At 41.9% G+C, this 12,720-nt stretch carries 11 protein-coding genes and 1 riboswitch; of the genes, 5 read left to right on the top strand and 6 right to left on the bottom strand.

Features of this window, described 5'->3' with window-relative positions; all coding sequences use genetic code 11:
• Positions 1-7 precede the first annotated feature (7 nt).
• The gene (locus NO991_RS09015; RefSeq protein WP_371351948.1) at positions 8-1,384 is read right to left on the bottom strand and encodes a capsule assembly Wzi family protein; all 1,377 of its coding nucleotides are present in this window, start codon (positions 1,382-1,384) and stop codon (positions 8-10) included.
• Positions 1,381-1,863 (bottom strand): pantetheine-phosphate adenylyltransferase, encoded by a 483-nt coding sequence (gene coaD, locus NO991_RS09010; RefSeq protein ID WP_209327177.1) that lies wholly within the window; start codon positions 1,861-1,863, stop codon positions 1,381-1,383. Before coaD ends, NO991_RS09015 begins: the two co-directional genes overlap by 4 nt.
• A 217-nt stretch (positions 1,864-2,080) precedes the next feature.
• Here coaD and NO991_RS09005 point away from each other — a divergent pair, with 217 nt between their 5' ends.
• Both NO991_RS09005 and thiI read left to right on the top strand, forming a co-directional pair.
• Positions 2,081-2,734: a TetR/AcrR family transcriptional regulator gene (locus NO991_RS09005; protein ID WP_138619258.1), complete on the top strand. Its 654-nt coding sequence runs from the start codon at positions 2,081-2,083 to the stop codon at positions 2,732-2,734.
• A gap of 108 nt (positions 2,735-2,842) precedes the next feature.
• A complete protein-coding gene (gene thiI, locus NO991_RS09000; RefSeq protein ID WP_054551101.1) occupies positions 2,843-4,300 on the top strand; it encodes a tRNA uracil 4-sulfurtransferase ThiI in 1,458 nt (485 codons plus the stop codon).
• A 150-nt stretch (positions 4,301-4,450) separates the two neighbouring features.
• Here the strand turns inward: thiI and NO991_RS08995 are convergent, their stop codons facing one another.
• Together NO991_RS08995 and NO991_RS08990 are read right to left on the bottom strand one after the other, a co-directional pair.
• The gene (locus NO991_RS08995; protein ID WP_371351947.1) at positions 4,451-5,344 is read right to left on the bottom strand and encodes a ketopantoate reductase family protein; all 894 of its coding nucleotides are present in this window, start codon (positions 5,342-5,344) and stop codon (positions 4,451-4,453) included.
• On the bottom strand, positions 5,337-5,687 hold the full coding sequence (locus NO991_RS08990; RefSeq protein WP_055021578.1) for a VanZ family protein: 351 nt from the start codon (positions 5,685-5,687) through the stop codon (positions 5,337-5,339). The genes NO991_RS08995 and NO991_RS08990 overlap by 8 nt, the downstream gene beginning before the upstream one ends.
• A 157-nt stretch (positions 5,688-5,844) precedes the next feature.
• Here NO991_RS08990 and NO991_RS08985 point away from each other — a divergent pair, with 157 nt between their 5' ends.
• The 3 genes from NO991_RS08985 to NO991_RS08975 all read left to right on the top strand — a co-directional run bounded on the left by NO991_RS08985 (position 5,845) and on the right by NO991_RS08975 (position 8,943).
• Positions 5,845-6,327, top strand: a complete 483-nt coding sequence (locus tag NO991_RS08985) for a YajQ family cyclic di-GMP-binding protein (protein ID WP_054551104.1) — start codon at positions 5,845-5,847, stop codon at positions 6,325-6,327.
• 143 nt (positions 6,328-6,470) lie between these two features.
• Positions 6,471-6,710 (top strand): hypothetical protein, encoded by a 240-nt coding sequence (locus tag NO991_RS08980; RefSeq protein WP_371351945.1) that lies wholly within the window; start codon positions 6,471-6,473, stop codon positions 6,708-6,710.
• 191 nt (positions 6,711-6,901) lie between these two features.
• Positions 6,902-7,056: riboswitch (cobalamin riboswitch) on the top strand.
• A 33-nt stretch (positions 7,057-7,089) separates the two neighbouring features.
• Entirely contained in the window at positions 7,090-8,943 is a 1,854-nt protein-coding gene (locus tag NO991_RS08975) for a TonB-dependent receptor domain-containing protein (RefSeq protein WP_371351944.1), read from the top strand.
• A gap of 60 nt (positions 8,944-9,003) precedes the next feature.
• Here NO991_RS08975 and msrA read toward each other — a convergent pair whose 3' ends face one another.
• Both msrA and NO991_RS08965 read right to left on the bottom strand, forming a co-directional pair.
• On the bottom strand, positions 9,004-9,537 hold the full coding sequence (gene msrA / locus NO991_RS08970) for a peptide-methionine (S)-S-oxide reductase MsrA (RefSeq protein WP_054551107.1): 534 nt from the start codon (positions 9,535-9,537) through the stop codon (positions 9,004-9,006).
• Between the two features lie 84 nt (positions 9,538-9,621).
• A complete protein-coding gene (locus tag NO991_RS08965; RefSeq protein ID WP_371351943.1) occupies positions 9,622-12,720 on the bottom strand; it encodes an efflux RND transporter permease subunit in 3,099 nt (1,032 codons plus the stop codon).

The raw sequence follows: 12,720 nt of genomic DNA, 5'->3' as shown, positions 1-12,720 counted from the left end.
TCATTAGTTAGAAACGGAATTCCCAACTGGTTCTAAGGGCTGTGTTTGTTGCTGACTCATCGCCTATTTCATCTTTTGAAATAAGCCCCGTCACTTTCCACAGACCATTAAAGACAGATTGTTGATAACCGAGTTCTAACTGCAGCTGACTCATATCTGATGCGAGCTCAGCTTGCGCTGCTTCGCTTTCAATCCAACGAAGCTTAGCATGGCCACCATAACCGTTTAGAGTATGGTAATAGGCGCCTAGGATAGCCGATTTACTTTGTTGTGGTGTTGAGCTGCCAATTAAACGTGAGCGTTGTGTATAGCTACCAGAGCCATATACGCAATCACTAATTTGCTCACAAGTTTGCTCTGTATTGGAGTATTCAAAGTAGCTTTTTAATAGACTTTCTTTCGAGCCAAAATAGCTTTCAACACCCAGCGTATAAAATGGCTCACTCGGTGCTAAACCTCTTTCATTTCGACCCATTACTTCAGCATAAAATGCCACAGGTTGCGCCGCTAAAGAGGTTGAGTACTTAACATCTAAGCTAGTTAAACGGTGTGTTGATTCACTGCTTTCGAGTGTAACAGGGTCAATTTCTAAGTTAGTTAAATAATCAGAGCCTGCACTGTTAATTGCTATTTCAAGGCCTGTTAATGGCGTACTTGCAAATCGGAGCGCCCAAAAGTTACCGTCATCTGAGCTATTTAGATATGGCTTTTGTTTGGCGTAGATACCCGTTAACTGCCAGTTACCGATAAATGATAACCAACTTGGGCCTACATATTGTGTATTTGCTCTGGTAAAGCGAACGCCTTTCATTGGCGCCGCATTATTTGATAGTAGTAGGGCGTTATCGTTACTTGGCCCCCACCAATGACTTACTTGCTCTGCACTAAGTGACCAATTTCCCAAGAGTACGGCTAAATAGCTGTCTTGGTAAGTAACATGCTGCTTATCAAGGGCATCATCGGCGTAATTTACACTGACTTTAGCGCTAACACGCTTCCCTGTGATTGAACCATAACTATTTACACCGCTTTCTTGCTGGTGGCGTTTACCAAACCCTTGCTGAGACAGTGGCTCGCTGTTGTAGTTTAGGCGAATACCTGAGCTAGTTTTTTGCTTTGCATTATCAAGAGCATGTTTTACATGCTGATACGCAAATAAGCTTTGCTCATCAAGTTGGCTGGTATTGGCAACGTCTAGGTCCCGTGCGATACCTTGCCACATTAATGGGTAGCTATTAATAGGCTGTTTAATAATGCCTTGGTTAAATAGCATTTCGATTGAAGCGCGAAGCAGTGGGTCGTCGCTTTCTATCCATGGCCCAGCAACACTTGGCGCAGAGATCATTAGTAATGCAGTTAAGCTAATGAACTTTTTTAATTTCATCCGTGAATTTTATCCTGTAAGGCTTTGGCTACAATAGGGTCAACAAACTCGCTCACATCGCCATTGTGGCGTGCAACTTCTTTAACTAGAGTTGATGATATAAACGAATTCTTTTCTGCTGGTGTTAAAAATACACTTTCTAGATCAGGGTTTAGACGACGATTCATATTAGCTAACTGAAATTCATAGTCAAAGTCAGACACAGCACGAATACCGCGAATAAGTACTTCGGCTTTATGGTCGCGAGCTAAATCAGCCAATAAGCCAGAAAAACCAATTACATTCACGTTATCAAGGTGCGCCAAAATTTTATTAGCAAGCTCAACGCGCTCATCAAGGGTAAAACAAGGTTGTTTACTAGGATTATGCGCAATGGCAACAATCACTTTATCGAACATTTTTGCCGCACGATGAATTAAGTCTGTATGGCCATTTGTAAGTGGGTCGAAAGTGCCCGGATAGATTGCAGTAACGTTCATAACTATCAGCGATTTATAAATTTGCTTGCTATATTAACAGTGTTTTCTCGACTATGCAGCTTAGAAAATACGCGTATCGGATTAGGAACCTTCACCTATATAAGGTACTAAGCCGATTGAGGTTAATATTTTTCAAGGTAGTATTTAATTGTCGCGCATTTGTTTATACTGCTCGGCTGGGGACCGTAATAATCATAAAAAACAGAGTAAATAGGCTATGAGCACAAAGGACAAGATCATACACACCAGCATCGAATTATTTAATCGCCACGGTGAGCGTGCCATAACAACTAACCATATCGCTTCGCATATGGGGATAAGCCCAGGTAACTTGTATTATCACTTTAAAAATAAAGAAGATATTATTCGCCACATATTTGCTTTGTATAGCGACCATTTACATACCCACTTTAAGCCACTGACTCCTGACGATGATGCACTAGAAAACCTAGCGGGCTATCTTGATTCGCTATTTGAACTTATGTGGCGTTTTCAGTTTTTCTACGACAACTTAGGCGATATTTTATCTCGTGATGAAGAGCTGAAAAAAGGCTACATTGCGTTTCAAGCTGAGCTTTTGGAACAAGTAAAAGAGGTACTTTTTGCATTACGTGAAGGCGGTATCATCTGCATTGAAGACGAAGATGTCACAGAGCTTGCGCATATGCTTAAAATGACAGTGAGCTTTTGGACACCTTACATCAAAGCTCGCCGCTTAAGCGGCGAACTTGCCAGAGCTGATATTTATAACGGTATTTTAAAGGTATTGCTGCTATTAAAAGCCCATTGCACCGAGCAACACTTAGAGCAAGTAAATCAATTAAGGGCAAAGTATTTAGCCCTTGCTGAAACAGAGCAAAGCGAACAATAATCCCGCAAAGCAGTTTATTTCCTAGACGCTATAATTTTTGTTATAATCGCGCGCCCTTGAGGTTGCTATACCTTGGGGCGTGTGAAATCCACAGTCTAAGAGTGAACTATGCTTAAATTTATCGTCAAATTACACCCTGAAATCGCGATCAAGAGTAAATCTGTTCGTAAGCGTTTTACCAAGTTATTAGAAAATAACATTAAGATCGTTTTGCGTCGTGTTGACGAAAAAGTTCAGGTAAGAAACAACTGGGACAATATCTCTGTTGTTAGCTTGCTAGACTCTGAGCAAGTTCGCTTAGATATTATCGATGGCTTAAAACGCATTCCAGGTATCGTACAGTTTATTGAAGTAACAGAAACAGACTTCGACTCAATCGACGATATTTATCAAAAAGCACTTGAGCTAATTGGCCATACGATTGCGGGCAAAACTTTCTGTGTACGTTGTAAGCGTTCTGGTAAGCATGATTTCACATCGAGCGATGTAGAGCGCTACGTAGGTGGTGGTTTAAACCAGCATGTTGAAGGTGCGCGCGTTAAATTATCTCACCCAGAAGTAACTGTTCGCTTAGAAGTGCGTGATGATAAAGCATACATTGTTACTCAAACTCACTTAGGTATGGCGGGCTTCCCGTTGCCAACACAAGAAGATGTATTATCGCTTATGTCGGGCGGTTTTGACTCTGGTGTTGCTAGCTATCAAATGATCCGTAAAGGTGCACGTACTCACTTCTTGTTCTTTAACTTAGGTGGTGCTGCGCACGAAATCGGTGTTAAGCAGGCGAGTTATTATATCTGGAAACAGTTCAGCTCTACTCATAAAGTGAAGTTTGTTACTGTTGATTTTGAGCCTGTTGTAGCAGAAATCTTAGAGAACGTTGAAAACAGCCAAATGGGTGTTGTGCTTAAGCGAATGATGATGCGTGCCGGTAGCCAAGTTGCAGAAAAACTAGGTGTACAAGCACTGGTAACAGGCGAAAGTATTGGTCAGGTATCAAGCCAAACACTGGCTAATCTGAGTGTGATTGACCGTGTGACGGAAACTTTAATCATTCGCCCGTTAATCCAACACGACAAGCAAGATATTATCAATATTGCGCGTCAAATCGGCACGGCTGAGATGGCAGAAAGCATGCCAGAATACTGTGGTGTGATTTCTAAAAAGCCAACGGTTAAAGCTAAAATCAAAACTATTCTTGCCGAAGAGGCTAAGTTTGATTTCGACGTGCTAAATACAGTTGTTGAAAATGCGCGTGTGATGGATATTCGCGATATCGACACCGAAGCAAAAGAAGAAGTGAAAGAAGCAGAGTCTGTATCTGATTTACCTGAAGGGGCAGTTGTTGTTGATATTCGCTCACCTGAAGAAGAAGACGCAAACCCATTAGAGCTTGAAGGTATTGAAGTTGTACATTTACCTTTCTTCCGCTTAGCGACTAAATTTGGTGACTTACCAAAAGATAAAGAATATTACTTATATTGTGCTAAAGGTGTGATGAGCCAGCTACAAGCGCTGATCTTGCACGAAGAAGGCTTTAGCAACGTCAAAGTGTATCGCCCGTAAGGGATAGTGAGAAAAGCGCGACATGTTCGCGCTTTTTTAATGCCTGAAATCATTCCGAGAAACGAGAAACGAGAAGCAAGTAACTTTACTCTTTCTCCTTTCCCCTTGTAGCTTTATTCTTTAATCTTTCCCCAAGTAACTAGCAGCCCATTAACTTTTTATTTTTATCATGCTCAGCATAGCTTGATTATAGGGGGTTTTTATCCCTAACTTAGCACCTTGCTCGCACACATAACCACAAATTGCATCAATTTCAGATTCTCGATTATGGCTGATGTCTTGCTGCATAGAAGAAAAGTTTTCAGCGGTGGCTGTCATCACAGAATAGGCTTGATCCAGCGCCTCGCTGAGTTTTATCTTAACCCCCTGTTTTTTGGCTACCAGGCACGCCTCATTAAGTAAATTAATAATACGCGTGCTAAATTGCGGTGCACGTAGCTGGCCATTTTTTACGTTATGAATCGCTGTTAACGGGTTAATAGCAATATTCACTAACAGTTTCTGCCATCGCAATGAGTGAATATCATCACTCACAGAAAAGTGTGGTAAGTAACTAAACTGCTGCTTAAGTTCACCGAGGTTTTCACATGCAGCCGCATTACATGCACCTAGCACACTTTCACCATCACCTGTATGGCTCACACTATAAGGCGTTGTTTTAAAACCAGCTAAACGCGTTGTTAAAAACGCCAACCCTTGCGTTTTTAAAAGCTGAGCATTCAGCTCATCAACATTACCCATGCCATTATGAGAAATAACGACTTGGCATGTTTTACTGAGATAAGGCTTTACTTGCCCAAAGGCTGTTTGCACCTGGAATGCTTTTACTGTTATTAACACCAAGTCAAAGGGGGCGGATTGGCTTAGCTCTTTGTGATGTATAAGGCGAGCTTTAATCGGGTGTGATTTACCATTACTCGCTTGATAAAAACGCGTGGTCAGGGTTGGCTTACGGGTCAGTAATGTAATGTCATGTTGTGCAGATAAAAAATGGCTAAACAATAAGCCAATCGCACCGTCGCCAACAATTAAAATGTTAGCCATTACGTTGTTTACTACCTAAATGAAAACCAAGTTTAATGATAAAGTAGCTAACTGCACCGATAAAATCAGCGACAAAATCCCCAACCGAAGCTTGACGATAAGGCAGCATATCTTGCATAAATTCTATGGCTGCACCATATCCGGCTAACAGTAAAATTTGCACCATAAGTGGCAATTTAAAGGCTTTGTCCATCACCATGGCCAGTACAAAGAAAATACCAAAATGCGCCACTTTATCAACGTGTGGAAAGAGGTTGCTCACCCCTTTAATTTCTTTGGCAAATAAAATTGTAAAGCCAATAATGCTGGCTAAAAAGATAACTTGGTAAACACGCCTTGTCACAATAAACCCTAAAAATGCCGAAATTGAATGGCCAGTATAACAAACAATTTTTGCATCGCACCTGAACAAGTCGGATAAAAATAGAAAGAATCGACAAATAAGCGTTATAATTGCCAACCATAAATGAATTTAAAAAAGACTATGTTAGGAGAACCCCATGCCTTCATTTGATATTGTTTCTGAAGTAGAAATGAACGAAGCGCAGAATGCAGTAGATAATGCAAAGCGTGAACTAGAGACACGCTTTGATTTTCGTGGTGTTGATGCATCAATCGAACTAAGTGATAAAGTAATCAAGTTAAAAGCAGAAGCACCGCAACAAGTAATGCAACTTTTTGACATTCTTGCTGCGAAAATTTCAAAGCGTGGCTTAGATGTATCTAGCCTTGAGCTTAAAGATGAATCGCGTAGCGGTAAATACGTAATGCGTGACGTTGCTCTTAAGCAAGGTATCGAAAAAGACGTAGCGAAGAAAATCGTTAAGTTAATCAAAGATTCAAAAATTAAAGTACAAGCTGCTATTCAAGGTGAAGAATTACGTGTAACTGGAAAAAAGCGTGATGATTTACAAGAAGCAATGCAAGTTGTTCGTACTGCTGATTTAGGTCAACCATTCCAGTTCAAAAACTTCCGCGATTAATACTCTATGTTTTTAGCTTTAAGCTGTAAGTTTTAAGCTATAAGCCTACAAGTTTTTGAACTTTACAAGGAGCGTATTTTGAGACAAATATTAGGTTACAGAGAAAAAGATATCTTCTAGCTATTTTCAGCTAGAGGATATTTATGTCAGTAAAAAACAAAGCAATAGATCGTAATAAACACGGTAAAATAAACAGAAAATACACAGGCCCACACAGTACTTATTTTTACCAACAAACACCAAGTTGGTGGGTGAAAATGACGATGACCAAGCCAAGAAGACGTTTAAATAAAGCTCTTTGTAAGCTTGTGCTTAATGGTGCTGACCCAGAAGGAATTGTTTTTTCGTTAGGAAACTCGAAACCCCATGAGTATTTCTGGTAATCATTGTTTTATAAAAGCCAATCAGCCATGCTGATTGGCTTTTTTACTTTAGGCTTACACCTTAGCACTTAACTTGCAGCTTGAAGCTTTAGACTTAAAACTTTGTTTTAGAAGTATAGCCGTCCATTGACTTTCCTCCCCAAAATCATCACAATAACGGCCTATTTTCGAGGTGCTTGCTGTATCTTCAGATACGTTTTATTTCAAAGGGTGAAATAGTCGCAAGATAATCGGGAAGTTGGTGCGTTTTCAGGGAGAAAACAATGCCAACACTGCCCCCGCAACGGTAATGTAGATGCCATGCATGTACAGAGTCCGGAGACCGGCCTTGAAGTAACTTACTATTCGCGTGTGCGGTGGGCACAGGCTAGGGGATATCATGCTAAATAAATCTGCGTTAGGCGTAGCGGTTGCTGCTGCGTTGTCTTTTTCTGTATCTGCTGACGAGCAATCAATCGAGCACATCACAGTTTCTGCCAATAAATTCGAACAATCAATTAATGATGTATTAGCCAGTGTTACTGTCATCGACCGCGCTGATATTGAAGCAAGCTATGTGCGTGACTTACCAAGCTTACTAGCCACTCAAGCAGGCTTTCAAATTAATGCCAATGGTGGTTTTGGGCAAAGCTCTGGTGTGTCATTACGTGGTGCAAGTTCTCGTCATACACTTATTTTAATTGATGGTGTACGCACAGGCTCTGCAACACTTGGCTATAAAAGTATTAGCAATATTCCTTTAAACAGTATTGAGCGTGTTGAAGTAATTAAAGGCTCACGTGCAGCTGTATATGGTTCTGATGCGCTAGCTGGTGTAATTAATATCATTACCCGTAAAGCACAAAACACGACCTTAGATGTTACTTTTGGCTCAGACTCTTACCAAGAGTACCAAGTAGCGACAGGTGGTCAGTTTGCAGGTGTTGATGTTGCCGTTAATGCCGGTTATGAAAAAACAGATGGTTTTGATGTTCTGCAAGGCTTAGCGCCAGATGAAGACGGCTACGAGAACAAAAACCTTGGCTTTAATCTTGGTTATCAAAATGAGCAGTTAGGTGAGTTTTTAGCGCAAGCACAATACTCAGAAGGCGAAGCAAAATACGATAGCGCTTATAGCCCTGCAGACAGCACCGTAGAAAAAGGCGAGTTCGAAAATTACCAAGCTTCACTAGGTTGGAAAAAGGCTTTCGAAAAACACAGTCATGCCATTGATATTGCCATATCAAGTGATAGCTCAGATGACTCACGCATTGATTACACGGGTGCAACGGTGGTTGATAAGTTTGAAACTGAGCGTGAGCAAATTGATTACAATGGCCAATACTTTTTCAATCAAGTACTGACTCTTAGTGGCGGTCTGAGTTGGTATAAAGATGAAGTGAACACTAACTCAGGTACTTATTTAAAAGACAGCCGTGAAGTATTCGCTGCGTTTGTTGGCGCTTATTATGACGACGAACACGTGCTGGCAAACCTAACCGTTCGCCAAGATGATGATCAGCAGTTTGGTGATGAAACAACTTACACTGCAGCTGTTGGCTATCACTTAAATGACATCGCGACATTCCGCGTAAGTCAAAGCACAGGTTTTAAATCTCCAACATTTAATGACCTATATTACCCAGGCTCAGGTAACCCAGAGTTAAACCCTGAAACATCAGATAACCAAGAGCTTGGCTTATCACTCAATGTGAATGATATCAGCCTTGATATTGCGATTTTCCGCAGCGAAATCGACAACAAAATCGCTTGGGCACCAAATGCATCAGGGCAGTGGATCCCAACTAATATAAACGAAGCTCGCCACGAAGGTGTTGAGTTTAGCTTTAAAAACCAAGTGTTTGGCTTTGATCACAGCTTTAACTTTACCTACCTTTCAGCGGAAGATACTGAGACAGGTCAGTCACTAACCTATGTGTCAAATCACAGTGTAAATTGGTCATTAAACAAAGCATGGGGTGATTTTGATGCTGGTATCGATATGCAATACCGTGGTGATCGTGATGGCAAGTTAACGCACTTACCATCGTATACGTTATGGAATTTAGTTGGTCACTACCAAGCGACTGACAACTTAATAGTGTCACTTCGTGTAGAAAACCTATTCGATAAAGAGTACAACGCCGTTGATGCCTATGGTACAGACCTAGATGGTGATTACATCAACGACGAATTTTATTACTACAACACGGCCGAGCGTCGCTTGTTTGTAGGTGCCCGTTATCAGTTCTAATAATAAGGAAAATTATTAGTTCTGCGTTTAAAAGCTCGCTACCTACTTAGCGGGCTTTTTTCATTTAAGTTTAGCTGCGTAATACTGTTCGAACTTTGCAAGCTTTGGGGCAATAAGAATACTGCAATAACCTTGATTTGGGTTTTCATTGTAATAGTCTTGATGGTACTGCTCTGCAGGATAAAAGTTTGTAAGCGGACTCAGCTCGGTGACAATCGGCTCACGAATTTGCTTTTGTAAAGCATCAATCATGGCTTGAGATTCTGCTTTTTGCTGTTCATTATGATAATAAATAACACTGCGATACTGAGTGCCGACATCATTACCTTGGCGGTTTAATTGTGTGGCATCGTGTAAAGTGAAGAACATTTCAAGCAGGGTGTTATAGCTCACGATACTACTGTCAAAATCGAGCTGAACCACCTCAGCGTGACCCGTTAAGCCAGTACAAATTTGCTGATAACTAGGGTTTTCAATCTCACCGCCTGCATAGCCAGAGCTGACATTAAGGACGCCTTTCACACGTCTAAATGCGGCATCAATACACCAAAAGCAGCCGCCGCCAAAAGTGGCTATTTGTATGTTGTTATCCATATTAAACTCCCTTATCGTTTTGCTGACTATAGCCGAAAAAACAAAACGCCGTAAAGACGGCGTTTTGTATCAATAAAGTGCGTTTTAAATTTCTTCTAACGGCTTGTCTTTTGCTTGTTGTTCTAACTTGCTTTGCAAGTACTCAGGCGACTGAGTATTTCGAGCAAGTGCACTGTATGCTGCAGGTACCACGAATAAGGTAAGTAAGGTTGCAACAATAACACCAGTAAACACCACCACACCAATTACCATGCGGCTTTCTGCACCTGGGCCACTTGCAAGAACTAGCGGTACCGAGCTCATCACTGTGGTCAATGAGGTCATAATAATTGGGCGTAAACGCTGCGTAGCAGCTTGGCTAATCGCTTCGTTAAACTCAACGCCTTTATCGCGCAGTTGGTTGGCGAACTCAACAATCAAGATACCGTTTTTCGCACTTAAACCTATCAGCATTACAATACCAATTTGGCTGTAAATATTAAGAGTAAGTCCGGTGTACCACAAACCAAATAATGCTCCCACTAAACCAAGTGGCACAGTAAGCATGATCACAAATGGGTGAATAAAGCTTTCAAACTGGGCTGCAAGTACTAAGAAGGTGACTGTCAATGCCAGTATGAATACATAGGTCATTGCCGATGCGCCTTCATAGAACAGCTGGGATTCACCCTTGTAGTCAATTGCACCGTCGATGTCGTTTTCTTCTGCTGCAACTTGATTTAAGAAGTTAAGCGCTTCTTCTAGGGTATAACCATCTGCTAAGTTCGCACTTAACGTAATTGCGCGCATACGGTTATAACGGTTTAAACGCGATGCTGTGGCTTCTTCTTTTAAGCTAATTAAGCTATCAAGCGGTACTAATTCGCCACTGCGTGATTTTAAATAGATATTTGAGATATCAGTCGGATTAGCAAAGTCTTCTTTGGTGCCTTTTAAAATCACATCGTATTCTTCACCACGGTCGATAAAGGTCGTTACGCGGCGTTGGCCTAACATGGTTTCGAGTGTGCGGCCTACATCTGATACAGAAACCCCTAAATCAGCGGCTTTGTTTTTATCAATATTGATTAAAAACTGCGGGAATGTTTCTTTGTAATCGTGATCGATTCTTACCAAGCCAGGATTTTTCTCAGCACGCTCAATGATACGGTCTCGCCAATCGGCTAGTTGGTCGTAATCGTTACCTTGCAGTACAAATTCAATCGGGCGAGATGAACCACCGCCACCAATACCACGGCGCATAATTGCAAATGCACGCACATCGGTCACTTCAGTCATTTTGCCGCTGATTTCGTCCATTACTTCCCATGTTGAGCGCTTACGCTTATCCCAGTCGGCCATACCAATGATAGCAACACCACCTTGGCCACCCCAGCCAGGTACACGAACAAGCACTCGGCTTAATTCACCAGATTCAGAGTAAGGCATTAAACGTTCTTCAATTTTTGCCATGTTTGCAGCGTTATTTTCATAACTTGCGCCCTCAGGACCACTCATCATGATAAAGAAAGTACCGCGGTCTTCTTTTGGCGTAAGCTCTGAAGGCACTTTTTGAAACAGCATAAAGCTGGCAACACCAGCCAAAATCATAGTCAGTAGCAAGCTCCATTTACGGCTCATATTTGAAGCCAGCGAGTTACGATAGGCGTTTTCGATTTTGTTAAAGGTTCTATCCATCCACTGGCTAAACTTGCTTTCTTTTTCTGAAGCTTTCAATACTTTAGAGCAAAGCGCTGGAGAAAGTGTTAATGCCGTAATACTAGAGAAGAACACTGCGGCGCTAACTGCCATCGCAAATTCCGTGAATAGGGCACCAATACGGCCATCCATAAACACTAGCGGCACGAACACCGCAATCAGTACGAGGGTGGTGGCAATAATCGCAAAGCCAACTTCACGGGCACCACGAAATGCAGCAAGCAGTGGTGGTTCACCCAGCTCTATACGGCGGTGAATATTCTCAAGCATTACAATCGCATCATCCACTACCAAACCGATAGCAAGCACGAGTGCCAGAAGAGTTAACAAGTTGATTGAGTAACCCATAGCGAGCAAGAACATAAAGCTACCCACTAACGCCACTGGTACGGTTACAGCAGGAACTAGGGTTGCGCGAATATTGCCTAAGAATAGGTAAATAACTAATACAACCAGCGCCATTGAAATCCCAAGGGTTCTATATACTTCATCAATCGATTCTTTGATGAAAATTGATGAGTCATAGCTGTCTTGAATGGTGGTGCCTTCTGGCAGGTTTCGCTTAATTTTTTCAAGCTCAGCGCGGGCATTATCAACCACGGTTAGGGTATTGGCTTTGGCTTGCTTGACGATACCCAAACCAATCATATTACGGCCATTACCACGGAATAAGCTTTCGTCGTCAGCAGCTTCTAGGTGAACATCGGCCACTTCACCTAAACGTACTAAATAGCCATCATCACCACGTTTGATTACTAAGTTTCTAAAATCTCGCTGATCTTTATAACTACGCGCGGTACGTACTGTAAAATCACGGTCGATAGATTCGATTTCACCGGCAGGTAGTTCAACGTTTTCAGTGCGTAAGGTGTTTTCAATATCGCTACTGGTAATACCGCGTGCTGCCATCGCTTTACGGTTTAACCAGATTTTCATGGCGTATTTACGCTCGCCACCCACGCGTACGTTAGAGACACCATCAACAACGGCTAATCGGTCAACAATAAAGCGCTGTGCGTAATCAGATAACTGTAATGAATCCATGGTAGTACTGTTTAGTACGAACCAGGCAATAGGGCTTTCATCACTGTTTGACTTAGAGACCTCTGGCGGGCGAACTTGCTCTGGTAAGCTATCAAGTGCACGGGCTACACGTTCGCGTACATCGTTTGATGCGGCATCAATATCGCGGCTGATATTAAACTCAATGGTGATGTTTGAGCGGCCATTTCGGCTTGATGAGTTAATACTTTTGATGCCTTCGATACCCGAAATGCGGTTTTCGAGTACTTGGGTGATTTTAGTTTCAATAATCTCTGCGCTGGCGCCGGTGTAATCAGTGCTCACACTAACAATCGGTGTTTCAATATCTGGGTATTCGCGCAGTGGTAGCATAGAAAATGCCACCAAACCAAAGGTAAGTAACAACAGGTTTATTACGATCGCAAAGACCGGGCGTTTAACGCTAGTATCAGTAATTTTCAT

This window comes from Pseudoalteromonas sp. DY56-GL22 (genome assembly GCF_041414715.1).
Taxonomy (GTDB): domain Bacteria; phylum Pseudomonadota; class Gammaproteobacteria; order Enterobacterales; family Alteromonadaceae; genus Pseudoalteromonas; species Pseudoalteromonas simplex.
The sequence above is the reverse complement of the archived record's forward strand: the minus strand, read 5'-3'. Positions and strand labels throughout refer to the sequence as shown.